The sequence below is a fragment of the Sphingomonas sp. Ant20 genome, assembly GCF_000783375.1.
Classification (GTDB): domain Bacteria; phylum Pseudomonadota; class Alphaproteobacteria; order Sphingomonadales; family Sphingomonadaceae; genus Sphingomonas; species Sphingomonas aerolata.
The window spans coordinates 32,704-58,120 of sequence record NZ_JRVI01000058.1; the positions used below are offsets into that span (position 1 = coordinate 32,704).

27 protein-coding genes and 1 pseudogene are annotated in these 25,417 nt (G+C 63.3%); 11 read left to right on the forward strand and 17 right to left on the reverse strand.

The annotated features are described in order from the left end of the window. The first annotated feature begins 28 nt into the window (after positions 1 to 28). Positions 29 to 286, forward strand: a complete 258-nt coding sequence (locus NI18_RS26830; protein WP_306286335.1) for a hypothetical protein — start codon at positions 29 to 31, stop codon at positions 284 to 286. Positions 287 to 349: 63 nt separating this feature from the next. On the opposite strand, the gene NI18_RS09670 is transcribed toward NI18_RS26830, so the two are convergent. The 6 genes from NI18_RS09670 to NI18_RS09690 all read right to left on the reverse strand — a co-directional run bounded on the left by NI18_RS09670 (position 350) and on the right by NI18_RS09690 (position 2,194). Next, positions 350 to 595, reverse strand: a complete 246-nt coding sequence (locus NI18_RS09670) for a hypothetical protein (RefSeq protein ID WP_198526980.1) — start codon at positions 593 to 595, stop codon at positions 350 to 352. Positions 596 to 657: 62 nt separating this feature from the next. After that, positions 658 to 963 carry a hypothetical protein gene (locus NI18_RS09675; RefSeq protein ID WP_128082168.1) on the reverse strand — a complete coding sequence of 102 codons (306 nt, stop codon included), beginning with the start codon at positions 961 to 963 and terminating at the stop codon, positions 658 to 660. Further along, positions 963 to 1,142, reverse strand: a complete 180-nt coding sequence (locus NI18_RS09680; RefSeq protein ID WP_037529735.1) for a hypothetical protein — start codon at positions 1,140 to 1,142, stop codon at positions 963 to 965. Before NI18_RS09680 ends, NI18_RS09675 begins: the two co-directional genes overlap by 1 nt. Next, positions 1,139 to 1,462, reverse strand: a complete 324-nt coding sequence (locus tag NI18_RS09685) for a hypothetical protein (RefSeq protein ID WP_052149100.1) — start codon at positions 1,460 to 1,462, stop codon at positions 1,139 to 1,141. Before NI18_RS09685 ends, NI18_RS09680 begins: the two co-directional genes overlap by 4 nt. Further along, positions 1,459 to 1,749 carry a MarR family transcriptional regulator gene (locus NI18_RS23260; protein ID WP_084215132.1) on the reverse strand — a complete coding sequence of 97 codons (291 nt, stop codon included), beginning with the start codon at positions 1,747 to 1,749 and terminating at the stop codon, positions 1,459 to 1,461. Before NI18_RS23260 ends, NI18_RS09685 begins: the two co-directional genes overlap by 4 nt. Before the next feature lie 226 nt (positions 1,750 to 1,975). Then, positions 1,976 to 2,194 carry a hypothetical protein gene (locus NI18_RS09690; RefSeq protein WP_128082169.1) on the reverse strand — a complete coding sequence of 73 codons (219 nt, stop codon included), beginning with the start codon at positions 2,192 to 2,194 and terminating at the stop codon, positions 1,976 to 1,978. 56 nt (positions 2,195 to 2,250) lie between these two features. On the opposite strand from NI18_RS09690, the gene NI18_RS24315 reads away from it, so the two are divergent. After that, the gene (locus NI18_RS24315; protein WP_128082170.1) at positions 2,251 to 2,598 is read left to right on the forward strand and encodes a hypothetical protein; all 348 of its coding nucleotides are present in this window, start codon (positions 2,251 to 2,253) and stop codon (positions 2,596 to 2,598) included. A 74-nt stretch (positions 2,599 to 2,672) separates the two neighbouring features. Here NI18_RS24315 and NI18_RS09700 read toward each other — a convergent pair whose 3' ends face one another. From NI18_RS09700 to NI18_RS09715, 4 genes and pseudogenes are all read right to left on the reverse strand, one after another. Further along, positions 2,673 to 3,611: a DUF87 domain-containing protein gene (locus NI18_RS09700; protein ID WP_306286336.1), complete on the reverse strand. Its 939-nt coding sequence runs from the start codon at positions 3,609 to 3,611 to the stop codon at positions 2,673 to 2,675. A 39-nt stretch (positions 3,612 to 3,650) separates the two neighbouring features. Beyond that, positions 3,651 to 4,586: pseudogene (locus NI18_RS09705) on the reverse strand (IS5 family transposase). Between the two features lie 9 nt (positions 4,587 to 4,595). Further along, complete coding sequence (locus tag NI18_RS09710; RefSeq protein ID WP_052149102.1) at positions 4,596 to 5,036, reverse strand: hypothetical protein; 441 nt, start codon at positions 5,034 to 5,036, stop codon at positions 4,596 to 4,598. 732 nt (positions 5,037 to 5,768) lie between these two features. Continuing rightward, positions 5,769 to 6,662, reverse strand: coding sequence for a Gfo/Idh/MocA family oxidoreductase (locus NI18_RS09715; protein WP_037529740.1), 894 nt, complete (start codon positions 6,660 to 6,662; stop codon positions 5,769 to 5,771). A gap of 446 nt (positions 6,663 to 7,108) precedes the next feature. Here NI18_RS09715 and NI18_RS09720 point away from each other — a divergent pair, with 446 nt between their 5' ends. Beyond that, on the forward strand, positions 7,109 to 9,196 hold the full coding sequence (locus NI18_RS09720) for a TonB-dependent receptor (protein WP_128082172.1): 2,088 nt from the start codon (positions 7,109 to 7,111) through the stop codon (positions 9,194 to 9,196). Between the two features lies 1 nt (position 9,197). Here NI18_RS09720 and NI18_RS09725 read toward each other — a convergent pair whose 3' ends face one another. Next, a complete protein-coding gene (locus NI18_RS09725) occupies positions 9,198 to 9,458 on the reverse strand; it encodes a hypothetical protein (RefSeq protein ID WP_128082173.1) in 261 nt (86 codons plus the stop codon). A 252-nt stretch (positions 9,459 to 9,710) separates the two neighbouring features. On the opposite strand from NI18_RS09725, the gene NI18_RS09730 reads away from it, so the two are divergent. Both NI18_RS09730 and NI18_RS09735 read left to right on the forward strand, forming a co-directional pair. Continuing rightward, positions 9,711 to 11,042, forward strand: coding sequence for a Gfo/Idh/MocA family oxidoreductase (locus tag NI18_RS09730; RefSeq protein WP_037529744.1), 1,332 nt, complete (start codon positions 9,711 to 9,713; stop codon positions 11,040 to 11,042). A 396-nt stretch (positions 11,043 to 11,438) separates the two neighbouring features. Continuing rightward, positions 11,439 to 12,074 carry an NIPSNAP family protein gene (locus NI18_RS09735; protein WP_052149103.1) on the forward strand — a complete coding sequence of 212 codons (636 nt, stop codon included), beginning with the start codon at positions 11,439 to 11,441 and terminating at the stop codon, positions 12,072 to 12,074. Between the two features lie 354 nt (positions 12,075 to 12,428). On the opposite strand, the gene NI18_RS09740 is transcribed toward NI18_RS09735, so the two are convergent. The 3 genes from NI18_RS09740 to NI18_RS09750 form a co-directional block, all read right to left on the reverse strand. After that, complete coding sequence (locus NI18_RS09740; RefSeq protein WP_052149104.1) at positions 12,429 to 13,331, reverse strand: HAMP domain-containing sensor histidine kinase; 903 nt, start codon at positions 13,329 to 13,331, stop codon at positions 12,429 to 12,431. Beyond that, the gene (locus NI18_RS09745) at positions 13,324 to 14,229 is read right to left on the reverse strand and encodes a response regulator transcription factor (protein ID WP_306286337.1); all 906 of its coding nucleotides are present in this window, start codon (positions 14,227 to 14,229) and stop codon (positions 13,324 to 13,326) included. The genes NI18_RS09740 and NI18_RS09745 overlap by 8 nt, the downstream gene beginning before the upstream one ends. Positions 14,230 to 14,475: 246 nt before the next feature. Then, the gene (locus NI18_RS09750) at positions 14,476 to 15,024 is read right to left on the reverse strand and encodes a periplasmic heavy metal sensor (protein ID WP_128082174.1); all 549 of its coding nucleotides are present in this window, start codon (positions 15,022 to 15,024) and stop codon (positions 14,476 to 14,478) included. Positions 15,025 to 15,189: 165 nt separating this feature from the next. Here NI18_RS09750 and NI18_RS09755 point away from each other — a divergent pair, with 165 nt between their 5' ends. The 4 genes from NI18_RS09755 to NI18_RS09770 all read left to right on the forward strand — a co-directional run bounded on the left by NI18_RS09755 (position 15,190) and on the right by NI18_RS09770 (position 19,002). After that, entirely contained in the window at positions 15,190 to 15,435 is a 246-nt protein-coding gene (locus tag NI18_RS09755) for a hypothetical protein (protein WP_031439217.1), read from the forward strand. A 545-nt stretch (positions 15,436 to 15,980) separates the two neighbouring features. Beyond that, positions 15,981 to 16,217: a DUF3253 domain-containing protein gene (locus NI18_RS23280; RefSeq protein WP_081874081.1), complete on the forward strand. Its 237-nt coding sequence runs from the start codon at positions 15,981 to 15,983 to the stop codon at positions 16,215 to 16,217. Between the two features lie 563 nt (positions 16,218 to 16,780). Next, positions 16,781 to 17,530: an SGNH/GDSL hydrolase family protein gene (locus tag NI18_RS09765; RefSeq protein WP_037529746.1), complete on the forward strand. Its 750-nt coding sequence runs from the start codon at positions 16,781 to 16,783 to the stop codon at positions 17,528 to 17,530. Beyond that, complete coding sequence (locus NI18_RS09770) at positions 17,527 to 19,002, forward strand: carboxylesterase family protein (RefSeq protein WP_031439219.1); 1,476 nt, start codon at positions 17,527 to 17,529, stop codon at positions 19,000 to 19,002. Before NI18_RS09765 ends, NI18_RS09770 begins: the two co-directional genes overlap by 4 nt. Here the strand turns inward: NI18_RS09770 and NI18_RS25625 are convergent. From NI18_RS25625 to NI18_RS23285, 3 genes are all read right to left on the reverse strand, one after another. After that, on the reverse strand, positions 18,999 to 19,139 hold the full coding sequence (locus NI18_RS25625; protein ID WP_198526982.1) for a hypothetical protein: 141 nt from the start codon (positions 19,137 to 19,139) through the stop codon (positions 18,999 to 19,001). The two genes, NI18_RS09770 and NI18_RS25625, sit on opposite strands and share 4 nt — an antisense overlap. Next, on the reverse strand, positions 19,136 to 20,506 hold the full coding sequence (locus tag NI18_RS09775; RefSeq protein ID WP_198526983.1) for a tryptophan halogenase family protein: 1,371 nt from the start codon (positions 20,504 to 20,506) through the stop codon (positions 19,136 to 19,138). The genes NI18_RS25625 and NI18_RS09775 overlap by 4 nt, the downstream gene beginning before the upstream one ends. A gap of 170 nt (positions 20,507 to 20,676) precedes the next feature. Then, positions 20,677 to 23,856, reverse strand: coding sequence for a TonB-dependent receptor (locus NI18_RS23285; protein WP_037529747.1), 3,180 nt, complete (start codon positions 23,854 to 23,856; stop codon positions 20,677 to 20,679). Positions 23,857 to 24,111: 255 nt separating this feature from the next. On the opposite strand from NI18_RS23285, the gene NI18_RS09785 reads away from it, so the two are divergent. Both NI18_RS09785 and NI18_RS09790 read left to right on the forward strand, forming a co-directional pair. After that, positions 24,112 to 25,080, forward strand: coding sequence for an ROK family protein (locus tag NI18_RS09785; protein WP_306286338.1), 969 nt, complete (start codon positions 24,112 to 24,114; stop codon positions 25,078 to 25,080). Between the two features lie 67 nt (positions 25,081 to 25,147). Beyond that, positions 25,148 to 25,417 (forward strand): hypothetical protein (locus NI18_RS09790; RefSeq protein WP_037529749.1); only part of this gene is annotated, 270 nt, incomplete at its 3' end.

Below are 25,417 nucleotides of genomic sequence, written 5' to 3' on the forward strand. Positions count from 1 at the left end.
GGCAGAATACCAGCGAGTCGAGACCGTGGTGCTCGACATGAACGTTGATCATGGCCTGAAGGAAAACGCCGCTCGCGTTGAGCGGGCCCAGCGCCTCGACCGCTTCAGTTGCGATTCTTTCGGCGTAAACGTCGATGCAAGGATCCTCGGCATTAGGGAAGCTTCTGTGCCATCGGTCACTGCACCGCCCCCTTCGGAGCGAGATCGTTGCGGATTCCGTCGGCAAAAATGGCTGCGCCCCTTTCAAGTGCGCTTGCGGCGAACCGCCTGTCGTATTTCGTGCTGAGGATCGCCGCGGCGGCATGAAGTAGGACGCCGACTGCTCCGTTGTGATCCTGATTGAACGCCCTCACGAGAAGCTCGCCAAGCGCGCCGCGTAAATCGTGCGCGCGTCTCCGACATCCTGCGGTGCGAGGCCTATTGCCGTCCGCTCGGCGATCGCGAGATCGATCCCCATGATCGTGACGAGGCCGTCGAGATTTTCAATATGCTGCGTCAGGATGTGCATATGCACTGCCGGTAGCGTGACGTTCGGACCCATGTCGGTAGGATCGGGGCTGACGGGCACATTTATGAGCTCTGTGAGCGTCGGCATACGGCCGATGACGTCAGCCAGAATTGCTTTGGCTGCCGCCGCATGCTGAATTTTGTCTTTCCTCATGCCACTTCGTCCAAGGCGGCGTCGAGCGCGGTGAGCTTCACCCGCGCCACTTCCTGCAGGATGACGAACGTCGAGTCCGGCATGAGGTCGAGCAGCCGACCCGCCTCAATCTCGGCGGCAGCGAACGACGGGTGGCGGAACCGCGGCGGACGGACGCGGTGCGTCTTTGCCTCGGCAATTCCACCAGCGCCCCCGCCGCGCTTCAGACTGTCGCCTGCCTTGCGAAAGAGGAGGAAGTTGCCGCCGAATCGCTTCGTATCGAGCGATCGCATGGGCTTCGGCAGGGTCGTGATGTCGGTCATCATGCTTTCCTTGTGAGTGGCACGCCGGAGCGGCTCGTTTGGAATTGTTCGCGCCTGATCTCGGCGGCGATCTTCTGCGCGACCGAGACGATCGTCTCGTCCAGCGCGTTGCCGGGCTGCGGCTGCGCTTGTGCGACCAGCTGCACGAACCGACATGCCTGTTCGGCGGCGGGCGTCACTGGCGCTGGCCCTGCAGCCGGGCGGGGAACACCGGGACCCAGACTATCGCGTTGCGGCCGCTCCTGTTCTTTCGCCGGCCGCCGCCAGCCCGAACCTTCCCCAACTGGGCGAGCTCAGTAAGACGGGGGCGGATCGACAGGATCGACAAGCCTAGCCGACCCGCGACCTCGTCAGCAGTGAGCCCGTTCGACCGTTCCACCACTGCCAAAGCTGGGGCCCGTAGTTGCGGCGCGGTCGGCGCGATCTGATCGGCAGCGGCTTGGGAAGTATCACGAGCCTGCGCGCCCGGAGCGCTGGGGTAGCGAAACAGGTCGTTCATGACGAGGCACCGGATATGAAGCCGCGGCGGACCGCCTCGGCATAGATCTCCGCGTCAGCGACTGCGGCAAGGTCGGCAGGTGGCCGGGTCAGCCGGATATTACGACCTCGGCTAGGCTCCCGGGCGATCAGCCCTTGCCGCTCGAGGCTATCCAGCAGACGCGACGGTCCCGACGGTGAGGCTAATCCGAGTTCGGCCTGTATCTCTCGAACCGTTGGTGCGACGCCGTCATGGCTTGCGATGTACGTCTGCAGATAGTGTAGCAGCTGGCGCTCACGGGGCATCATGCGGCCATCCTCCGAAGTCCAACGGCCGGAACATCCGCCGGGCGAAAATCGCCACACCACTGGTCTTCACTCATTGGCGGGAAAGCCTGCCATGATGAGCTTGCGGCGATGATCGCGGGACCCGTTGGCGCATACCGGCGGCACATTCCTCCAACGTTGGCGAAAACCTTCGCAGCAGTTTTGCCAGGTAAGAAATACCGGCAAGAGCCGCAGATTTCTGGGGCGCTCATGAGGCGTCTCCCGAGCTATCGCTCAAGAACAGCATGCGCCATTCATCCCAAAGCCGGGCCGTCTCTCCTGCGAGCTTCATCCGCTGCGCGCGATCGGCGGGCGTGTCGGTCGTCAGATCGACCAGTCGGTACAGGTAGTTCAGCCGCAAAGCGGCGGCGTCGAAGGCTGCCCACGCGAGATCCACCGGCGATGTTGCTGCGGCTAGGCGGATCATACCGCAACACTCGCACAATGGCTCGCTGACCGAACGGGCGGTCGGATCGCCTCGCGGTGCTGCCGCTGCTCGTCGGTCATAAATCGCACGTATTTAATCGCGCTACCCTTCGACAATCCAAGGGCGCCATCGACCTCCGCGAACCGCGCGCCGTCGACAAGCATATCAATCGCGATTTCGCGTTGCTGAAGCAGGCGCTTCGTTTCCTCGCGCGTATGCCCGGGCAAGTGGTCCGTAGGTGTGTTTTTGCCTCGGAAACCACTACAGCCGAAAGGGTGGAACCTAAGTTTCCCGCAGCCGCACTTTGGATGCGTCCCATTGAGTTTCATGATGGCGAGAAACGGTGCTGTCACACGCCGAACCTCGAACAGGTGCAAGCCTGTGATGGCGGCGAGATCGCGTAGGCTTCCAATCGTCGGCAGTAGTTCCACCATCATCGCCAGCAATTCCGGCGGCACAGATTTGGCTTTTGGTCCGCTCATCTCACTACTCGCAAAGCTGGGGTTGAGGGTTGGTCGTCATCAGCCAGCATCATCGACGCCATGTCGGCAGCGCTAGTCGACGGCAGAGGGGTGAGGCCCTTTGATGCGCCCGCCTTGCCGACCGTCATCACTGCGCCGACCGTCACCTTCATGGGGCGGCGGGCTATCGCTGGACCGAGGCCTAAGAACTCGCCGCGGTTGAGATTGCGCACCTGCTCGCCATCGGCTCGCGACATACCAAGCAGGTCGACCGCGCGCGCGATATCGATGTCGAGGAAGGTTCGGCCAAGCAGGAAGTTCGAAGCCTCTGCGGCAACGTTCTTGTGCAGCTTAGAGAGGCGCTGCGTTGCAATGATCCCCGCCAATCCACGCTTGCGACCCCGGCTCATGAGGTTCGCCATCGCTTGCTGGCCCTCTTTGCGCGCCTCCTTATCTTCACCGTTGTCTCCGTTAGGGGCGAACAGGTGCGCCTCGTCGACCGCGACGATCGCCGGATGCCAATGCTCAGGCGGAGCGTCGAACAGGCCGTTGAGGAAAGCGGCGACCGCGCGCAGCTGGTCGTCGATTGGCATGCCTTCGAGGGTCAGCACGATCGATCCGCGCAGCTCGCGCGCCTTCCGGGCCACGCTCGCCAGTTTCGATGGCTTGAACTTGGCTGCGTCAACAACGGTATAGCCGAACGTCTCGCCGAAGGAGACGAAGTCCGCCTCCGGATCAACGATGATCTGCTGAACGACGCCGGCGCTTTCCTCGAGCAGTTTGCGTAGCAGATGGCTCTTGCCGCTGCCGCTATTACCTTGGATCAGCAGCCGCGTGGTCAGGAGTTCCTCGAGGTCGACGAACACCTTCAACTCCATGCACGTGCCGATCTCTAGGGCGTTGTCGCCCTCGGGCCGCACTGGCGCGATGAACGCGGCCTGGGGGCTTTGTTGCACAAAGATAATTAAGCACAAATATGGTTTTACTGACGAGATCTATGCAACGCGGATGGTGGTCGGTGTTCCTATTTGTGAAAATCGATTGAGAACTGCGGCACGGAGTTTGAGCTCGGTAATCTGACGATCAAAGGTGCGCGATGCGACGCGCTCGCCGAGCAGCTTGAAGCAGTGCATCTTCGTCTCGACCAGGCTGCGGCGATGGTAGCCGCTCCACTTCTTCCAGATTGTTCGACCGAGCCTTTTCATCGCGCGTAGCGTTTCGTTGCGAGCATCGGCGCCGGCCGCCGGCTTCTTCCATGGCTGGCCGCCCCGGCGTACGGGAATGACCGCGTCTGCGCCCCGGGCTGCGATCGCGGCCCGACACTTTCTGGTGTCGTAGGCGCCATCACCCCCCGACGATCGTAATCCGTTCGTCCGTCGGGATTTGCGCCAGCAGATCCGGCAGTGTCGCGGCGTCGCCAATCGCATTGGTTGTGACCTCGATGGCCCGGATCTCCAGGGTTTCGGCGTCGATCCCAAGGTGAACCTTACGCCACTGGCGACGGTAGGAAGCGCCGTGCTTGCGCGTCTTCCATTCGCCTTCGCCCATCATCTTGATCCCGGTACTGTCGACCAGCAAATGCAGACCACCCGTACTGGCGCGACCATCAAGTGACACCGCCAATGTCTTCTGCCGACGGCATAGCGTCGTGTAATCCGGCACCGGCCAATCCAGCTTTGCCAGCTTCAGCAGGCTGGCAACCAGTCCCGTCACCTGCCGTAGCGGCAGTCCGAACACTATCTTCAGCGTCAGGCAAACCCTGATCGCGCTGTCCGAAAACCGCATCGGCCGACCTCGACGACCAATCGGGGCTGCCAGCCAATCCATGCCCGGGTCAAACCCAAGACCTCCAGCGACCCGCGGCGCTTCAGCGCTGCGTTATACTCGCTCCAGTTCGTCGTGCGGTACTTCGGCATGGTCGGTTTTGGCATCCATCCCACCTACGCTTCCTGACCCTCACAGGGAATCCCAACGCCCTTTGTGCAACAAAGCCTGTCCCGGTATAAATTGAGCGTACGCACATACCGGTCACGATAGTGCTCGCATTGCTCGGGGCCACCCGATGTCGGCTCGTGATGAATATCGCGCGCGACGATATCGCGGCAGAGGCCGTGCCAATAATCGCGGGTATAAGCCAGATGCAGATGCCACGCCTGATCAACCGCGTCCGACGGCGTAAGCTGCTCATCGCTGATCGCGACCAGCGCGAGGAAGCGACGATATTCCGTCGCGACCCGGTCTGCAAACGACCCGGTCCATCCGTTCTCTGCGGCCAGCCTCCCTTCGAAGCTGAGGGCTGCACCGGGCTGGCCGATGCTCAGGGTCTCGATCCTCCCAATGAGGATCCTTCGCGCCATATGCGCGGGGCTGTTCGGTTCCATACCCCATTAAATTAGTATGATATTGTTGCAGGATTGTGACGCCGATGGCGACCAAGCGATCCGGATGCCGCCGCCCGCACCTCGATCGTTGCGTGATGCTCTGGGGTAGACAATGTCCGACCGCCACTCGGCCTCGACACTGCCGTTGCAGGCTGAGCGATCGTAAGCGCGGCGCCGATATCGTGCATCAACATGGTCCATTTCAGCCTGTGGTCGACGACGCTCGGGTCACTCGCCGGGGCGGCCCGCCTGTTGCGAGCGGGCGATCCATTGTTCCTGCACGACCCCTTTCACCGTGCAGATCAGCCGACCGGGCCGTCCAACGAAACGTTCAACGCTTCCCCGAAGACACGCAGCCCGCTCTGGGACTTACGTTAGCTCGAGACAGTGATCGTAGCTGCTGACGTGTCCACGCTGGCTCGTGTCGTCCAAATGCCGGCCAATAACCCTTGGGTCGTTCTGCAACGCAATTCGCTACAGACCGGGCCCATGGCAGTCCGAGGGCTACCGCCACGCACGACCTTCTTTCGCCTACGACCCACAAGCTGACGTCGCAGGGCATTCCCCCCCCCGCCGAGCTGCGGACACTCATTCAATGAGGTTTCCGGCTAAGCCACTGCATGCCATTTAGGCGGTTGTCGGCACTGGCGTACATGAAGTGGGGGCGACCTTGTCGGTGCGGTGCGGGCTGTGCGCCGACGCCTTCGAATTACGGAACGCCTGTCCGAGACTTCACGCCTCCGTGTGACGGACGATGGCCTCGCAAACTTCATGCGTTGCGAGAATAGCGGCTGCATCGACCGGCCTTCGCTCACGCGCCGCAAGCAGGAAGTCGTCGCACATCGCCGCAAAGCCGCGCTGCTCTCCTACCGAGATCCAGTCGCCTCGTCGATGTAAGCGCTGTGTCCCGCTTGTCTCGACGCGATCAGCAAGGTTCAGCACGGTATGACGGGCCCCACCGCCAATGAGGTCCAGGCGCTCCTCGTCGAGCCCACTGTTACGATGCATCGTGCCGATAGCGGTAAACCCGTCGCCTGCCAGCGTGAGGGTGATCGTGTGGAGCATGCCGTCTACGACATGGGTTTCGATGTTGCGTCGGCGGACCGGTCCTGGGGCCAGGAACAGCAGCGTATCGACGACATGGATGAAGTCATCAAAGACGACCTTCCGCGGTTCGTTGGGTTGCCGGCAGCGGTGCTTTTCGAGGATGATGAGGTTCGCGTCGATGCCTCGCAATGCGACATAATCTGGCGCAAACCGCCGGTTGAAGCCGACCATAAGCGGAACGACACGGTCCGTGGCCAAGGCGACAAGCGCTTCGACGTCGCCGAGATTATCGGCGAGCGGCTTATCGACGAAGGTCGGGACGCCTCTCTCAACAAGGAGCCTGACGAGCTCGCCGTGTGCCTGCGTGGACGCGTGGACGAAGGCGGCGTCGAACGATGTGGTGGAAAGCGCATCTGCAGCGCTGGTGTGCCGATGCCCGATACGAAACGAGCGGCCGACCTCGTCGAGGACGCCCGCATCGCGCGTCGCCAGGTGAATGTCGAGATCAGCTCGCGTCGACAGAACCGGAAGATATGCTTTGCGAGCGATGTCACCCAGCCCGATGAGAAGCACGCGCATATCTATTCCCCGGTCCGGCACGATCGCCGCGTCTGCCGGGCCGCAATAGCTTCACGATTGCGCTCCCCGCAACCAATCGTCGGGGATGACCGCGACCGCAACTGGGGCAAAGATGTCGCGGTGCGCAGCAAAAATGCATCGCCGCCGATCGTGTCTCTTGCCGCACGTTGCAGTGATGTTACCGGTCGGGGTCGGATCCGGGTCACACGGATCGACGCAGGAGGATGTTCGAAGCCCAAGGGGGGACCATCCATGATTCGCTTGCCCGTTCGTACGTCTGCCATCGCCCGGCTGCTGGCCGCCAGCGCGCCGTTATTCGTCTGTGCCACACCCGCCGTCGCGCAGGACCAGGCGCCGACGGGGCAAGCCGTCGGCGATCCGGCCGGCGAACAGGCGTCGGCGACATCGTCGTCACGGCGACCCGCCGTCGGGAATCGGCGAAGGACGTGCCGCTCGCGGTCACCGCGATCAGCGGTGAGAAACTCGACGTGCTCAACTCGAGCGGGCTCGATATCCGGTTCCTCGCCGGTCGTACGCCGAGCCTCCAGGTGGAATCGTCGTTCGGCCGCACCTTCCCGCGCTTCTACATCCGCGGGCTCGGCAATACCGATTTCGATCCGAACGCCGCACAGCCGGTGTCGGTGGTGTATGACGACGTCGCGCTCGAAAATCCGATGCTGAAATCCTTCCCGGTGTTCGACCTGCAAAGCGTCGAAGTGCTGCGCGGGCCGCAGGGCACGCTGTTCGGGCGCAACACGCCAGCCGGCGTCGTGAAGATCAATTCCGCGAAGCCGGATCCGGACAAGGCCTCGGGCTATGCGACCGGATCCTGGGCGACCTACAACACGATCAACGGCGAGGCGGCGCTGAACCTGCCGATCGGCAACGGCTTCGCATTCCGTGCATCGGGCCTGATCCAGTCGCGCGACGATTGGGTCACCAACGATTCCACGACGGGCAATGCCGACCGCAAACTCGAAGGGTACCGCGATGTCGCCGGCCGCTTCCAGCTCGGCTATACAAGCACCGACTTCAACGCCTTGCTGAACGTCCACGTCCGTGACCTCACGGGCTCGCCGCGCATCTTCCGCGCCGGGCTGTTCAAACCCGGCACCAACGACTTCAACACCGGCTTCGACCCCAAGCACGTCACGCTCGACGGCTATACCAGCCAGAGCCTGACGCAATGGGGCACCAACCTGCGGCTCGATTATCACCTCGACGGCATCGGCACCTTTTATTCGGTCACCGGCTATGAACAGGCCAAGGTCGAGAGCACCGGCGACGTCGACGGCGGCAACAGCTACCCGTTTACGGGCGGCACGATCGGCGCGATCGGCGTCGGGCTGTTCCCGTCGAACACCGGCGGCCTCACCAAGCCCAAGGAGTTCAGCCAGGAACTGCGCTACGCCAGCGAGGACATGAACGGCATCCGCTTGCAGGGCGGGCTGTATTATTTCTACCAGACGCTGCGCTATCATCAATATGACTATGCGTTCGGCGGTACCGGATCGCGTGCGACCGACCTGACGCAGGACGTCTTTCACGACAATCGCAACGAGAATTACGGTGCGTTTGCATCGATCGAGGCGAAGCCGACCGAGTTGCTGACGTTGCGCGCAGGCGTCCGCTATTCGCACGACTATCGCAACGATCTCGTAACCGCACCGATCCCCGGGACCGGGATCAGCGACACACTGCCCGCGCGTGCCGTCGTCCGTGGCTCGAACGTGACCTGGGACGCGAGCGCGACCTATGAGCTGACCCCCGCGATCAACGTGTATTCGCGGCTTGCGACCGGCTATCAGGGGCCGGCGATCCAGGACCGCGTGACGTTCGGCAGCGTCCAGAGCACCGCACCGAAGCAGACGACCTTCTCGGGCGAGAGCGGCTTTAAGGGGACGCTGCTCGACCGGAAGGTGAACTTCTCGCTCGACGCCTATTGGTACAGCACCAAGGACCTGCAGATCACTGCGGTCGGCGGCAGCAGCAACTCGGCACGGCTGATCAGCGCGAACAAGGCGATCGGCTACGGCGTCGAGGGCGAGTTCGAGGCGCGGCCGGTACCCGAATTGTCGCTGACCGCAAGCGGCAGCTACAACTTCACCGAGATCCGCGATCGCTCGATCGGCGTGGGGGTCTGCGCGACCTGCACCGTGCTCGACCCGATCGTGAACGGGTTTGCGATGATCGACGGCAACGATCTCCCCCAGGCGCCACGCTGGATCGCCAACTGGACAGCGCGCTACGGCATACCGCTCGCGAACGGTGGCGAGGTCTATGCCTATACCGACTGGGTCTATCGCAGCCGCATAAACTTCTTCCTGTATGAAGCGGTGGAGTTCACCGGCAAGTCGTCGCTCGAAGGCGGGCTCAAGGTCGGCTATAAATCGCCGCAGGGGTATGAGGTCGGCGCGTTCGTGCGCAACATCACCAACCAGTATCGCAGCATCAGCGCGATCGATTTCAACAACCTGACGGGGATGATCAACGAGCCGCGGATCATCGGCGGCCAGTTCAAGGTCGCGTTTTAGGTTAAGACGCCGAACTGGGCACCTTGCGCGCAATCCTGGTGCGAAAGCGAGCGTCGCGGATGAACCCGAACTCCTCGACAAGGGCCGTCGCAAGCGCGGCGGCCTGATCCAACGCTGCCGTCGAACCACCGGCGACGGCCGCCAGCCGGACGGAGATGGCTTCGAGCACGTCATCACAGGCAGCACGGTCGGTGCCGGCGTGATCGAAGAGCGCCAATGCAGGCGCGGCTTCGTCAGGAAGGGTATCATTCTCATCGACCAAGCCAACATGCATCAGATCTTGCGGGTGCCCAACTGCCATCGAAGAGGGTGAGCACTGCTCTATCATTCGGATCGTTATTTCGACGATGCGTGACGTTCTTGGTCATGGCCGACCGAACGCTGCTTTTCGTCTGGATGACCCTGCTCAGGAGCTGGAACTGCGTTTTGCGGCGCACTCCCTTTGCGTCTGTGGTCTTGCGAAGGGGCGGTTGGGCGCTACCAATGCCGTCAGGACAGATTGGGGAGGACCAACATGACCACCAGCTTCGACCGCCGCGCCCTCTTGGTTGGCGGCCTCGCAGCCTCGGCTGCTACCGTAGTGCCGCTTAGCCAGGCCTTTGCCCAGCGCCGCGGCCGGGTCTCGGCGAACGACAAGGTCCAGGTGGGTCTTATCGGTTGCAAGGGCATGGGCTGGTCGGATCTATCAGCCATGTGCAAGCGGGCCGACGTGGCGCCCGTAGCCCTTTGCGACGTCGACGCTACGGTCCTTGCGGCACGCGGTGCCGAATTGAAGAAGGTCTCAGGCCGCACGCCGAAGCTCTACGACGACTATCGTCGGATGCTGGACGACAAGTCGATAGACGCGGTGATCATTGCTACGCCCGACCATTGGCACGCGCTTCAGCTGGTCGATGCCATGTCCGCGGGCAAGGACGCATATTGCGAAAAGCCGCTCGGAAACTCCATTGCCGAATGCCGTGCCATGGTCGCCGCCAAACAGCGTCACAATCGTTTGGTTCAGGTTGGTCAGTGGCAACGCAGCAACCAGCACTGGGCAGACGCGATCGCGCATGTTCAGTCCGGCGGCATCGGTCGGGTCCGAAAGGTCAAGGCTTGGGCGTACATGGGATGGATGAAGCGCGTCGTTCCCCAACCGGATCAGGCCCCACCCGCCGGCGTCGATTATGATAGCTGGCTGGGCCCCGCACCGCTGCGCCCCTTCAACTCCAATCGCTTCCACTTCAGCTGGCGCTGGTACTGGGACTATGCGGGCGGCCTGATGACCGACTGGGGGGTCCATCTGATGGACATCGCGCTGTTGGGCATGAAGGCAGAGGCACCTCGTTCGGTCAGTTCGCTTGGCGGCGCCTATGGCTATCCGGGCTCTGCGATGGAAACCCCGGACACGCAGACCGCCATCTACGATTTCGGCGACTATTCCGTGGAATGGGAGCATGCGGTCGGCATCAGTCAGGGCCCCTATGGCGGCCGCGACCACGGCGTCGCCTTCGTCGGCGAGACCGGCACCCTTGTCGTCGATCGTGGCCAGTGGCGCGTCACTCCAGAAACGAGCGATGGCAAAGCCATGACTCGGGAGATCCCGGTCACGAAAGCCAAGGACGAGGGGCTGGACCGGCATACAGCCGACTTCATTGCCTGCGTCAAGGATCGCGCGCGCACGCCAGCGTGTACGATTGAGGCGGCGTCCAACACCGCGATCGTGTGCCAGATGGGAAACATCGCCTTGCGCACAGGCCGAAAGGTGAGTTGGGATACTGCGACAGGTCAGTTCAGGGATGACACAGAGGCGAACACACTAATCACGCCCCGCTACCGTGCACCCTATCGGCTGCCAGCTGCATAAGCCGGCTGGCCGCCTATGCCGACAAGGTGGAACCGCTGCGCCGCGCGCTCGACAGCGGCTCTTGCCAATCGCTGCCATGGGATGACCGAGGTCGGCCATTCGGTAACCAGTCCCAGATCCCCAACTTTGGTCGCACTTACATGTTAGCTGGACAGCTACTTTCGATGATTAAGCGCTGTCAGTATCTATCTCTATATCAAGGCGCTGAACCAGTTGACGCCACCCAGCTGGCACATTTGACGCAGGAATGCCGCGAAGTCGGCGCAGGTCAATCATCAGCGGGCAGACATCGCGGATTGACGACGGTTGCGGCTTGCGCTCGACTGGCCCGGACGGCTTTGCGAGGGCATCATGGCATATCCAATTGATCGACGTTCGTTGCTCGCAGGTGCCGCTATGGGCGGCGTGGCGCTTGCAACTGGCGAGGCTGAGGCTCAGCCTCGCGACGCGGCAGCAACCCTGGAGATCTACGAGCTGCGGACCTATCGGCTGGTAAACGGCCCCATGAAGGAGCGTCTGGACGCATATCTGAGGAACGCCTTTATACCAGCAGCACGACGCGCGGGTTGCGGGCCGGTGGGGGTATTTACGGTGGCGATCGGGTCCGCAAGTCCAAGCGTCCATGTTCTCGTCCCCTATCCCTCGATCGAGGATTTCGTGGCTTTGCCCGGCAGGCTTTCCGCCGATCCGAGCTACACCACGGCTGCCGGGTCGTTTTTGAAGGCGACGCCAGACGCGCCGCCATACACGTCATTCGAGGTGAAGCTGATGCGCGCCTTCCCTCACTTTCTTCGTCTCGAGTTGACCGACGCCTCGAGCAGCAACACGCCCCGCATATTCGAACTCAGGACGTATTTCAGCCATAGCGAAGCGGCAGGAATGACCAAGATCGGGATGTTCGACACGGGCGGTGAGATCGAGATATTCCGTCGGACTGGCCTAACGCCGGTCTTTTTTCGCCCAGGACCTTACCGGAGCTCGCCTGCCGAGCCTGACCTACCTGCTGACGTTTCCCGACCTTGCGACCCGTGAACGAAACTGGCGTACCTTCGGGTCGGATCCCGCTTGGCGCCGGCTTATCTCGACGCCGGGGCTTACCGACCGCGAAATCACCATCGGGATAGATAACCAGATCCTAAGTCCGGCGTCGTTTTCGCAGATTTGACCGACAAGCGGGCGTTCGCGCCCTATGTGCTCCCCAAACTTCGGTCGTCCGTTCGTTTAGATTCCCGGCCGCTTTTCGGGCGGCATTGCGGCAGAGCTGTTCATCTCGGCAATGCCACCCTGAACCGACCACCAACCGCCTCGGCTGCAATGCAGCGCACCTCACCTCCGTGTTGGCGTGCAATCTGACGGACGAGGCTGAGACCGAGGCCATGTCCGCCATCACCCTCGTTCGCGCCCCCGTGCTCTGTAGAACGGCGCGAAGATGGCCTCACACTCGCTCGGCGGGACGCCTGCGCCACCATCGTGGACCTCAAGCGCGATCTCCGTTGCAGAGGCTGTCAGCATGACGAGGATCGCCGTCCCTCCGCCGTAACGTTGCGCGTTGTCGAGGAGATTGCGGAGCATCCGCCGGAGGAGGATCGCATCGCCGCAGATCTCTACTCGCTCTCCAGTGAACTGCGCGGTAGCCCGCGCACATTCTTCGGCAACGAGCGCGGTCAGGTCCAAAACGGTTGGCCGGTGCTCACGCTTTGACATCCCGTCGAGCCGGCTTGCGAGCAAAACCTCCTCGACCAGCTGGTCGAGCTCCATCACATTGCGCGCTAGCTCCGCACGTACTGCGACGGACGGTGCCTCGGACAGCAACTCGATCGCCATGCGGATACGCGCAAGCGGCGATCGCAGTTCGTGGGAGGCATTGGCTAGCAGGATCCGCTGCGCGCTCATCAACGCTTCGATCCGCCCGGCCGATTGGTTGAATCTCATTGCCAGCCGCGCAATTTCGTCGCGCCCCTCGACGGCAACCCGGCTCGACAGATCGCCCGTTCCCCAGGCATCGACGCTGGCCTGGAGCCGCTCAAGCCGGCGGGTGAGCCGGCGAACGACGGGTAATGCAGCGACCGCCACGACCACCGCAATCGCCAGCAGTAGCGCCAGCATGGCGAGATGGCCATGGAAGCCCTGCATGGCCGCCGGCGCCGCGCCGTAGCGGAGGTGCGCCAATCCAAAGAGAGTTGCCGCCGCGGTTAGGCTCGCCAGCAATGCGAGATAGATCCGCCAATACAGGCGCTGCATCAGGCGGGGTCGGCCGCTGTCACCGTCCAGCACGTCAGGCTCAGCCATCCTGCACCCGTGCGAACACGTAGCCCGATCCGCGTACTGTGATGATGCGCCGAGGCTGCCTGGGATCGTCTTCGATTGCGGCACGCAAGCGTCCGATATGAACGTCAATCGATCGGTCGAATGGCTCGTGGCTTCCGCCCCTCAACGCGTCAATCAGCTGGTCGCGCGACAGCACGCGACCGGCGCGCTCGGCGAGCACCACGAGCAGTTCGAATTGATAAGCGGTCAGCGGGCAACCCTGCCCGCCCAGCTGTGCCACGCGCGCATCGCGGTCAATCTCCAGCCGCCCGAACCGCAGTCGCGGCAGGCTGTCCGCCGCCGCCAGGGCCGGTCGGCGCAGCACGGCGCGTAGCCTGGCCAGCAACTCGCGGGGCTCGAACGGTTTGGGAAGATAGTCGTCAGCGCCTAGCTCCAGGCCGATTACGCGGTCGAACGGGTCACCCTTTGCCGTGAGCATCACGATCGGCACCGCGCCGGCGGGCGACGGCAGTGCGCGGATGCGACGGCAGATGTCGAGCCCGTCGCTGTCGGGGAGCATCAGGTCGAGCAGCACGGCCGCGAACCCCGCATGCTCGTGGTCGCGCAACGCGGCTAGGCCCTCCTCGCCGGTCGTGGCGTGCGCGATGAGATAGCCGTGCTGGGCCAGATAGGTCTTCACCATCGCCGCCAGGCGGCAATCGTCTTCAATCATCAGGATATGCTGAATGATGGCCTTAGCCTTCGGAAGATGATGCAGGGATGTCCAGCAGACCATACAGGCTTCGCTCAATGCACAAAGCCTGTAGGCCAGGTCCGACGATCGCGTGCCGTCAGCGACCTGTGTCGACCACGAGTGCTGCGATCTCGACCGCTTCTGCCGCATGGGCGGCAGCAATCTGGTCAAGTTGAGCCGAAGCACGGGCTATGGCAGTTCGAGTACAGCGCATCTCGCTCAGGTTCATCGCCAATGGCAAAACACCCTGGGTGGCGCATACCCGACGCGCTGCTCCATGGATGCGCCTCTGAAGGGTTGCCCGGCCGGCTTCGCCGCGTAGATCGAGATCGGCAACGCTGACGCGTTCTATCAGGGTCTGGCTTGACGGCGACGTCAGCGGCGCGGCGTCGCCTGAGACGGCCAGTATGCATATGCCAACCAAAAAGGGGCTCACAGCCCTGCTCCCTTGTGATGGACCGCTTTGAGATGAGCAGCCAATCGGACGCGCTGTGATGGTGTCAGCACCTCGGCCGCGTCGGCCAGCCCTTGGACGATCCGCCGCGAGGCACGGTCCGCCTGCTGCACCTGCTCGACACGCAATGCCTCCAACCCGGCGCGATCGATCGACGGCTGCAACAGCAGGATGTATGTACGTTGGTGCGCGGTCAGGAACTCTGCGTGAAAGGCATCCAGATCGGTATGGACCGAATTGGCGATTAGCTTCAGCTGGGCCCTTTGCTTGGGTGTGCCGTCAGGCAGAAGTTGCGTTAGCATTTTGTTGAAGTGCGCGTCGTTGATCGCAGGATCCGCTGTTGCCGAATGGCCAGGCGGCCCGTGTAGGGGCGGTACCGCCGAGGCTAGGCCAGCACCGGCGATCGCTGCGGTCCCGGCCACGACGGCCAGCAGCCCGGCAACCGTCCGGCGTCGTTGAAAATATCGGTTCATTGCACAGCGCTCCATCCAATTCAGCCGACGAACTATTCGTTGGCCGGTCTGCAATGGCAGAGCGCCTTGGCTTCAAGATGTGTACCGAGTAAAGTTTTGCAAACGTCGGCCAATTGGTGGCGACACACCTTTATCTAACTCACTGACCGCCCTGTAGCTCTTCTGTGGGCTCGACCCATATGCGACGATATCGTCGCGGCATTCCTTGCAGGGTATGAGGTGGAGACGCAGCGCCTGGAGACCGAGACGGTCAGCATCCGCCCGGATCGTGAAGTCGGACTCGCGAATCTCGACCGGCAGATCGGCCTTGCGAAGATGGAGAAGATGGTCCGCTTCACGGTCGTGCTCCGCCCTCACGCGGCCCAGCTCGTCGACCGGTATTCGGAACGGGAGGATGCCGGCGTGCCGATCGATCCGACAATCGATCTGTCGAGCATCGCTACGGCGTCGCATCGACCACGGTGAACGAATGCCAAATTTGGGCAGGCACGTTCCAGCGCTCCGGCTTTGACCAGACCTGATTCCACCATCTTAGCTATGGGGCGAGTTGGTCTTAATATTCGCACTACGCGCTGGCATAATAACCACGACAGCCCCGGAGCTTTCGCTTCGGGGCTGTCGTGGTTGGTTGCGGGGACAGGATTTGACCGCTGCAGAACTCGTTGTCGCCTGAGCGGGGGGACTGTCGTCCGCTCCTAGTTGCTTAGGGCAAAAGCACCACGTCCAGCGTCTATGTCTGCATTTGAAGGTGCCGCCTTTGAGGGCGGCGCCTTCACCCAAAAGGGTAGAGTTGTCGACATCGTGTGTTCGGACCGATCGTTGCTCGCCTTGATATGAGGGCTGGCCCCACAAAGCGGTGATCTTCGCCGCGATTATAAGCTCGATTCCGCGCTGCGCGCGCGGCGGTCAGTTGCTCTTTACTTAGCCCGCATGGCGCCGACCAAGATCTGGAAGGCACCGAATGCCAATAGCAACTTGACCAGCCGGAGTGCGCGGTCGACGCAGTCTGGATGACGGATCCGAAGGCAGCCACTCTTTCCCTGCTCGAGCGCCGCGCACCCGGGGCGACGATATGCCCAAGCGAGGTGGCCCGTTCAATGGCACAGGATTGGCGCAGCGCAATGCCTGCAGTCCACGAAGCGATAGACGAGCTAGTCAGCGACGGGCTGGTACAGCTTAGCTGGAAGGGAAAGCCGCTTGCAAAGCGCTCAGGGCCGTACAGAATCCGCAATCTTGGCGGCGATTGAAGCTAGGGCTTAATTCGCATGTTTTGCCCATTCCAGTATCAGACGTCCGCACAACAACGTCATATTCAGCAGCTGCGGCTGCGGCGACCCACAGGCAGACTTTCATGCCGCTCCTTCTGCTGCCCGCAATCAGACATCGGTTTAGGTTGGCGCGCTGTGCTCCTTCGTCGCTTGTGGCACGAACACCGAGAGCGCGAGCGTGACGCCTACGATTATCAGGACGCCCCAGAACGTCAGGTGCAGGTCGCGCGCTAGCCCTGCCCACTTCGCCACTGTGCTTGCCGCCGACCCCTGCCCCACGAGCATCTACTGAACCTGTTGCAGCGGCCAGCGGGTCAGCGTTCTAGTCTGGTAAGCACAGTGCCCAGCACCGCCGCCCCAAGCGTGCTGCCAGATTGCAAACAACAAGTTGGAGACCGTCGTGACCCCACGCTCTGCGAAACCCACGCTGCCCTGAATCAGCGTGAGGATAAGGCGCCACAACCCATAGTGGGCCGATCGCACAAAAATTTAGCTTTGCCGTTTCATTATGCGATAGCGCGGCGACAGTTCCGGAGCGCAATATGAAAACGATCTTACTCAGCTTGTCTCTGGCAGCAGCGGCCGCACCGACGATCGCGAAGACAGATGATGTGAAGGCCAGCGCCGCGCGCCAAGCGGAGGAGCGGTTGCATACCGATTGGGCATGGCTCGGCCGCTACACGGAGGCCAATGCGGAGTTGCCGGCCGGCATGGCGGGCCCACGCGTCGTCTTCATCGGCGATTCAATCACACAGGGCTGGTTCGACATGGCCCCTACCTTCTTTACCGACAACAACCGCATCGGACGCGGGATCGGTGGGCAGACCACGCCGCAGATGGTGTTGCGCTTTCGCCAGGACGTGATCGATCTGAAACCCGCAGTCGTACAGATCATGGCCGGCACCAACGACATTGCCGGTAATACCGGGCCGATGACGCCCGACCAGTCGAAGGCCAATATCATGACGATGGCGGAACTTGCGCGCGCGCACGGGATCCGCGTGATCCTCGCCTCGATCCCGCCCGCCGCGGATTTTCCGTGGCGGCCCGGCCTCGAAACCGCCGACAAGATCGTGGCGATGAATAGCTGGTTGAAGGGGTATGCTGCGCAGACCGGCGCTACCTATGCCGATTACTGGACGGCGCTACACGACGGCAAGGGGTTCCGCGCGAGCCTGACCTATGACGGCGTCCATCCGAACAAGGCGGGATATGCCGTCATGGGACCGGTTGCCGAAGCGGCGATCCGCGCGTCGCTCGCCAAGCCGGCGCCAAAGGCGCTCGCCCAGTGATCGTCCTCGCGCTGGCGCTCGCAGCCGTCACCGCCGGCCCGGTGGTGCGCGCCGACGATGGTCCGGTCCGCGGCGAGGCGCTTGCGAACGGCGGTGCAGTGTTCCGCGGCATCCGCTTCGCCAAACCGCCGACCGGACCGCTGCGGTGGCGCGCGCCCGAACGGCCGACGCGTTGGACTGAACCTGTCGAGGCAATTGCGACCCATGCGGCCTGTCCGCAACCCGTCTATGGCGACTGGAACCGGGACGCGGCGATCAATAGCTCGGAGGATTGCCTGTTCCTCGACGTACGCACGCCGACGTCGAGCGCGACCGCGGCGCTGCCGGTGCTGGTATGGATCCACGGCGGTGGCAATCGCGCGGGCGCCGGGGGCGGCACCGTCGAATCGCGGATCACCGAAGCGGGCGTCGTGCTGGTGAGTGTCCAGTACCGCCTCGGCGCGCTAGGCTTCCTGTCGCATCCCGCCCTCAGCCGTGAACAGGGCGGGCATTCGGGCAATTACGCGCTGATGGACCAGCAGGCGGCGCTCGCCTGGGTCCAGCGCAACATCGCGCGCTTCGGGGGCGATCCAAAGCGCGTCACGATTGCGGGGGAATCCGCCGGCGCGCAGGACGTCGCGCTACACCAGCTGGCCCCGGCTTCGCGCGGATTGTTCGCGCAGGCGATCCAAGAAAGCGGAACGCCCGGTTTCGGCGTCGCGCCGCGCACGCTCGCGCAGAACGAACGCCTGGGTGAACGTCTCATAAGGGCCGCCGGACTGCCGGATACGGCCCCGACCGCCCAGCTCCGCAACCTGTCCGTCGACAAAATCCTGGAGGCGCAAGACGCAGTCGATGTTCCCGATCTGGACGATGACAGCTTCATCTGGTTGCAGGCGGTAATCGACGGTCGCGTCCTGACCGACACGCCCGCCAAGCTGCTGGCGAGCGGCCGGTTCGCACGGACGCCGCTCGTCATCGGCGTCAACGCGAAGGAACTGCCCCTACATGGCGGTCGCGCGGCGGCGGAGGCGACGGTTCGACGCGAATTCGGTGCGGGCGCCGACCGGGCGCTCGATCTCTACGGTTTCCAGCGAGGCGGCACGCCGGTCGATGATCTGCGCCTGGGTGACGTCACCGCGCAGATCGCCGATGACGTGACCTTTCGCTGTCCGACGATCGCCGTCTCCAAGGCATTCGCACGCATCGGTGTACCGGTGTGGCAGTATCAGTTCGACTACGCGCCGGCTGGCGGCACGGTCAGCCATGCAAGCGAGATCGGCTATGTGTTCAACCCGCCGCAACCCGGCCAGCCGCCGCTGCAACGCTATTGGGTCAACTTCGTCAGAACCGGTAATCCCAACAGCGCCGGGTTGCCCCTATGGGCGCGCTATTCGGTCGACACGCGCGCTTACATGGCGTTCGAACAGACCGGCCCGGCTGCGCGGCGAGACCTGCGCGGGCCAATCTGCACGCTGCGCGACACTCCCTAACGCGCCGGCATCATCAGGCGATCAGGAGGGCCGCCCGGCTCGGCAGGCTGCGCGAGCCCCGGACTGCGCGCAGCCAGGCCGAGGAACGCGTCGTGCGGCTGCGCGAGCGCAACAGCCTGTGCAATCGACTCCTTCATCCGGCAAATGCCGATTCAAGGTCCGGAACCGAGAAATGGTCGGCACCGGGATCATGCGCGGCCGCGTCGATCCCGAAGCCTGCATACATCGACAGCCAGCTCGGATCCTGGAACGATTCCCACTCATACCGGACCAGATGGCCGCGCGCCTTGAACAACCGGAGCTTGTGCGCCAGCGCCTCGGGAAGCGCCGTGTCGCGGCAGCGATCCCACATCGGCTCTCCACGCCTGACATTGGCAAAATAATGGAGCAGCAGGAAATCGCGGATCCGCTCATATTCCAGCCCGGTCGTGCGATTATATTCCTCCGCCAGCGCGGGATCAAACCCGCAATCGGGCAGCAAGGCGAGAAGCTTTTCGATACCCGTCTGTATCAGCGTGATGCTGGTCGATTCGAGCGGTTCCATGAAGCCCGCGGCGAGACCAAGTGCGACACAGTTCCCCTGCCAGAAGGCCGTACGCCGCCCAGTGCGAAAGCGGATCATGTTTGGCTCGCCTAGCGCTTCGCCCTCGAGCCTCCCCTTCAGCGTAGCGACCGCCTCGTCGTCAGAGATGTGACGGCTCGAATAGACATACCCGTTGCCGACGCGGTGCTGGAGCGGGATGCGCCACTGCCAACCGGCTTCGAGCGCGGTGCTGCGTGTATACGGGGTCAGCGGCCCCGATCGCGTGCATGGCATCGCCACTGCCCGGTCGCACGGCAGCAGGTTCGTCCAGTCTTCATACGGCACGCCCAGGGCGCCGCCGAGCAGCAGCGACCGGAACCCCGAGCAGTCGATGAATAGATCGCCGTCGATCGCCTTGCCGCAACTGGTGTCCACCCCGCTGATGAACCCCGTGCGACCGTCGACGCGCACATCGGTGATAGTGGCATCGATGTGTTCGACGCCCCATGCGATCGCCTTCTGCGCCAGGAACCGTGCGAATAGCCCGGCATCGAAGTGCACCGCCCAGTCGAAAAACAGCAGATCATGAACCGGCCGGTCGGTCGGCGGCATGAACAGGTTGCGCTCCGCCAGCGCGGTCGCGAGACAGAAATCGGCCAGCGGCGAAGCGTGACCGGCAGCGTTCATCTTGCGCCAGTAATGATGGAACGCCACGCCGCGCGATCGCATGCCGTACAGGCCGAACGGGTGGAAGAAGCGCTCGCCTTCGCGCTTCCAGTCGACGAACTCGATGCCGAGTTTGACCGTGCCCTGCGTCGCCGCCATCACCTCCTGCTCGGTGACGCCGATTTCGCGGAAGAAATCGCGGATGCCCGGCACGGTCGCCTCGCCGACGCCGACCGTGCCGATCGCGCTGGAGTCGACGACCGTGATCTTGACCGGCTGGCGGTCGAGCCGCCGGGCGAGCAACGTTGCCGCCATCCACCCCGCCGTGCCGCCCCCGACGATGACGATCGAGCGCAGCGGCCCGCGGGCGGATGCCGGACCGGTGTTCTGCCCGTCATGACCAACTCCCCGTCAACGCAGTCCGGCGTACAGGTGCCCGCCACCCCCGATGAAAGCCGGCGGGCATTTGCGTCACACATTACGCCTCAGAACTTGAAGCGTGCACCCGCCATGAACCGGCGCTCGTAAATGTTGTTGTAGGCCTTCTCGTCCGGGAAGGTCAGATAGTATTTCTCGTATTCTCCGGTCAGGTTCGACCCTTGCGCATACAGCGTCAGGTTTGGCGTGAAGTCGTAGCTGATCGACGCGTCAACATAATTGGTTGGTTGCTGATAGAGTTCGAGACCCTGGATACCGCCGAAATTCTGCTGCACCGCGCGCTTAGAGCGATAATTCCACGCGACACGCGCCTGGAAATGATCGTCCTGGTAGAAGCCCGCCAGATTGGTCTGGATCTTCGAATTATCCTGGAACGGGATCGCATCGCCCTTCAGATCGACCGCGCCGGAGTCGGACGGCGAATAGGTGATGTTCGCGTCGATACCGAAGTTGGTCAGGATCGACGGCATGAAGCCTAGGTCGCTGAACGACTGTTTCCAGCCTGCCTCGACGCCCTTCAGCGTCCCGCCATCGCCCTGCACCGGCGTGCTGATCGAGACCGTCCGGTTGCGGACGACGCCGTCATTGTCGGGCAGGTCGGTGCGGACGATGTTGCCCGACTGGATGAAGCTCGCAACGTCGATGTAGAAGGCGCCGACGCTGATCAGGCTGCTCGCGCCGATATAATATTCGAGCGATCCCTCGACGTTGGTGGCGCGCCACGGATCGAGCTGCGGGTTGCCGTTGGAACTGCCGCCGGTGACGCGGAACACGGGCGAACCGGGGTTGCTCGTGTCGATCGCATAGGTCGGGTTAAGGCCGCCGCCCCATTGGTTGAGGTCGAGCAACGTCATCGTCTTCGAATAGGCAAGCCGCAGCTTCACATTCTCGACGAGGTTGAACGCGAGATTGAAGGCGGGCAGGAAGTCGGTGAAGCTGCGCTTGGTCTCGACGGTGCCGTTGCTCAGATTGGCCAGGCCATAGGGCTGTGGCGAACCGGTGACGAACTGCGTGATGTCGAGCTTGGTGTTGATGACCTTGAGGCCCGCATTGCCCGACACCGGGATGCCGAACACGTCGCCCTTGACGTTGAGCTGCGCGTAGCCCGAAATCTGCTTCACGCCGACGTTGAACGACGCGCCGGGGTTCTGCACTTCCACGTTGCCGGGATAAAAGCTGTTCTGGAACGCCAGCGCGTTGTCCATCACCTTGGGATCCAGCACGTAGATCGGCGGCAGGCCAGCGCCCGGCAGGTTGTACTGCTTGACCTGCCCGTTGAAGATCGGATCGCTCGCCTTGCGGACCTGCCCTGCGGTGTAGGGAGCGAAGCTGGCGGTCCCGAACGTGCCCGTACCGGCACGGCACGAGGCATCGTTCAGGGGGACGTCGAATGCCTTCCATTTGACCAGGCAGCCACCCGCCTGCGACGCCTGCCCGGCATAGAGCGGTGCCGCGCGATCAAATTCGAAATCGTCGACCGTGCGCTCGCTATACCGGCCACCCAGGGCCAGGCTGACATTGTCGTTCGCCTCGTAGGAGACGTCACCGCGGATCAGCTTGAGGTCGCCCTTGCGCCGGTAATTGCCCTCCGACGAGGTCGTCTTCATCGTGTAGCTGTCGATATTGCCGAGCGCGTTCGTCAGCTGCGATGGCAGCGTGAACACGGGCTGGTTGCCGGTGAAATCGACCGTCGCTGGTAGCGACGCCGCGCCCGCCAAGGTGTTGACGACATAGCCGCCGGGATTGAACGCGACGTCTCCCGTCGGATAATGACCGATCCCGCCCGGCTGCCACTGCGCGCCGTTGGACGGGCTGAACTGCAGATAGCTCTGGTCGTAGTTCGAATAGGCCTTGCCGTAGATACCGCGCAGGCTTGCCTTGAAGCGACCGCCATTGTCGTACTTGAGTTCCACATTGTAGTTCTGCGACTGCGACTTGAAGCGATCATTCTGCGCGTACGAGTCGAAGTTGCCGAGATCGTAATTATAGACTTGTGTGGTGTTCAGGTCATAGTCGCGAGTCACGCCGCCGTTGCTGAGCGAAACAACCGAACCCGTGTTACGCGACTGCCCCGGGACGAATTCGGCCGCCTGCCAGTTGACGTTCTGCATCTGGATGCCGGCAGTCCGGTCGTTCTCGTTCTGGCGGGTGAAGAACGCGTCGGCGTTCAAGGTCAGCGCATCGCTGATCTCCCACTGCGCCGAGGCATTGATACCGATCCGCTCGCGCTGGTTCACCTTGTCCCAGGCGGTGAAACCCTGTGGGACGATGAACGCGTCGTTCGAGTCACCGTCGCCGTTCACGTCGCGGCCGGTACCGACGATCGTGCCCTTGGGACGATTGGCGGGCGAAAAGCCGCTGCTCAGGTTGACGTCGCCAGTCGGGTTGGCGGCAGTGTTGAACTGCTCGTTGTGGAGCGCTGCGCCATAGCCTTCCTGGATGCCGTTGTGCGAGTTCGACAGATGCAGGTTCGAATAGGCCCCGGACACGAGGAAGCCGACCTTCTCGCCACGGAAGCCGAACAAGCCGTTCAGGTTTGGATCGAATTCCTTGGTCTTGTCGCCGTACGCGCCCTCGGCGGCAGCCGCGAAGGTGAAGCCCTTCTTCAGGTCGAACGGACGGCGCGTGCGCAGGTTGACGGTGCCGGTGATGCCCGCGTTGAGCAGGTCCGCCGTGCTCGACTTGATGACGTCGGCGCCGGCGAACAGCTGCGACGGGATGTCGTTGAAATTCGGTTGGATCGTCGTGATCGATTGCGCGCCGAGATAGGCCTCGCCGTTGAGCAGCGTCGTCACCTGTGGCAGGCCGCGAATGTTGATTGCGGCCCCCTCACCCGCGTCGCGGCGGATCTGCACGCCAGGGATACGCTGGAGCGAATCCGAGATGGTCACGTCGGGCAGCTTGCCGATGTCTTCGGCGGAGATCGAATCGGTGACCGACGCGGCATCGCGCTTCAGGTTAACCGCACGCCGCTGCGCGCCGCGAATGCCGGTAACGACGATGTCCTCGCTTTCTGCGGCGGCATCGCTCGTCGGGGTGGTCGGGGTTTGCGTTTCGCTCGCCTGATCGGCCGCAGCCGCGGACGGCGATGCAGCCTGATCTGTGGGCGCGCTTTGCAACACCCCCTGCGTCGTCGATGTTTGCTGCGCGAGCGCAGTACTGCTGCTGACCAACGCCGTCACCGACGCGGCGACCATCAGCATGTTCTTGGATTTTGCGCGCAACATTCCGACCCTCTCCCTCACAATCAACACCGCCAGCGATTGGCGAACGCGTTAGCCTGCGAGAATGAAGTTGATCGACGCCGCGGCGCCCTACCCCTCTCCCACGTGCCAGCCGCAACTTACCGTTGTCTTGGCACCCGTGTTCTACCGCGCCGCAAAGCGCCGTCAATTGGATAATCAATTTGCGTTTATTTTTCGAACTGGCATTGTCGATCGGGATGGCCGTGCAGCGGTCACGAGCATGGGGGGGAGGATATCGTGGGGGAGAGTGGTACCATTGCCAACATCGGCGGGCTGGTATGCGAGGATGCTGCGCCGGCGCTGGGTATCGATTTCGGCGGTACGAAGATCGAAGCCGTGTTGCTCTCGAAAAACGGCGCGGCTGCGTGGCGGCAACGCATTCCCAATCCCGGCAGCTACGACAGCGCGCTGACCGCGATATCGAACCTGGTCGCCGCGGCGGACGACGCCGGGGGCGCGCGCTGCACGGTCGGGATCGGTGCACCAGGCTCGCCGTCACCGCGAACCGGGATCATGCGCAACAGCAACTCTACCTATCTCAATGGCCGCCCCTTTCGCGAGGACCTCGCCCGGGCGCTCGGTCGCCCCGTACGGCTGGTCAACGATGCCAATTGCCTGGCTCTGTCGGAGGCGATCGATGGCGCCGCTGAGGGTGCGCAGAGCGTCTTTGCGCTGGTGATCGGTACCGGAGTCGGTGGTGGCGTTGTGCTGTCCGGCGCCGCGATTGATGGTGCACACGGGATCGCTGGCGAGATCGGCCATCTGCCCCTGCCCTGGCCCGACGGACGCGAGGCCGATCCTCCGCCATGCTGGTGCGGGCTGTCGGGCTGCATCGAGAGCTGGGTTTCGGGTACCGGCTTTGCGCGGGCCGCTGCCACCGAACACGGGCTGGCGCTCAGCGCACCCGACATCGTTGCCGCGGCGCGCTCCGGCGACCCCGCGGCCCGCGCCGCGCTGGATGCCTATGTCGATCGCCTCGGGCGTGTGCTCGCGCTCGTCGTCAACCTGCTCGACCCCGAGGTGATCGTCCTTGGCGGCGGCATGTCGAACGTCACCGAAATCTACGCCGGCCTGCCCGATGTCGTGCGCCACCACACATTTTCCGACCTGTGGGACGGCCGTATCGTGCCCGCACGCTGGGGCGACGCCTCCGGCGTTCGCGGTGCCGCAAGATTGTGGACAAAAGATCCGCAGGTCGGTCACTGACCCGGCATACCGCGGCACAAAACTGACCGGCGGCACTGCCAAGCCGGCACCTCAGGAGGGACTATTCATGCGACTGGCGACACTCACCACCCTGTTACTGCTAGGAACGGCCCTGTCGGGCGCGGTCGCAGCGCAAACCGCGCCAGCCGACGCGCCAGCAGCGATCGGCAACGCCGGCCCCTATAACGTCGACATCCTCGCCGGCGGGATCGGCGTCGAGCGCGACCTGACCGGCGCGCAGGCAGGGGTCGCCGCCGATGCGCCCTGGACTCTGTCGACCTGGGTCCGGCCCGGTGCGACGCGCATGACCGGCACCCTGCTGGCCGTCGGCGATCGG

Coding starts and splice junctions, on each gene's coding strand:
- NI18_RS23260 (WP_084215132.1), bottom strand. CDS start 1,749: ATGATGCCCCGTGAGCGCCAGCTGCTACACTATCTGCAGACGTACATC.
- NI18_RS09730 (WP_037529744.1), top strand. CDS start 9,711: ATGACCACCAGCTTCGACCGCCGCGCCCTCTTGGTTGGCGGCCTCGCA.
- NI18_RS09670 (WP_198526980.1), bottom strand. CDS start 595: ATGCCGACGCTCACAGAGCTCATAAATGTGCCCGTCAGCCCCGATCCT.
- NI18_RS25625 (WP_198526982.1), bottom strand. CDS start 19,139: ATGAAGGAGTCGATTGCACAGGCTGTTGCGCTCGCGCAGCCGCACGAC.
- NI18_RS23280 (WP_081874081.1), top strand. CDS start 15,981: ATGACGGATCCGAAGGCAGCCACTCTTTCCCTGCTCGAGCGCCGCGCA.
- NI18_RS09710 (WP_052149102.1), bottom strand. CDS start 5,036: ATGGAACCGAACAGCCCCGCGCATATGGCGCGAAGGATCCTCATTGGG.
- NI18_RS09715 (WP_037529740.1), bottom strand. CDS start 6,662: ATGCGCGTGCTTCTCATCGGGCTGGGTGACATCGCTCGCAAAGCATAT.
- NI18_RS09735 (WP_052149103.1), top strand. CDS start 11,439: ATGGGCGGCGTGGCGCTTGCAACTGGCGAGGCTGAGGCTCAGCCTCGC.
- NI18_RS09685 (WP_052149100.1), bottom strand. CDS start 1,462: ATGAACGACCTGTTTCGCTACCCCAGCGCTCCGGGCGCGCAGGCTCGT.
- NI18_RS09675 (WP_128082168.1), bottom strand. CDS start 963: ATGACCGACATCACGACCCTGCCGAAGCCCATGCGATCGCTCGATACG.
- NI18_RS09690 (WP_128082169.1), bottom strand. CDS start 2,194: ATGATCCGCCTAGCCGCAGCAACATCGCCGGTGGATCTCGCGTGGGCA.
- NI18_RS23285 (WP_037529747.1), bottom strand. CDS start 23,856: ATGTTGCGCGCAAAATCCAAGAACATGCTGATGGTCGCCGCGTCGGTG.
- NI18_RS09765 (WP_037529746.1), top strand. CDS start 16,781: ATGAAAACGATCTTACTCAGCTTGTCTCTGGCAGCAGCGGCCGCACCG.
- NI18_RS09775 (WP_198526983.1), bottom strand. CDS start 20,506: ATGGCGGCAACGTTGCTCGCCCGGCGGCTCGACCGCCAGCCGGTCAAG.
- NI18_RS09740 (WP_052149104.1), bottom strand. CDS start 13,331: ATGGCTGAGCCTGACGTGCTGGACGGTGACAGCGGCCGACCCCGCCTG.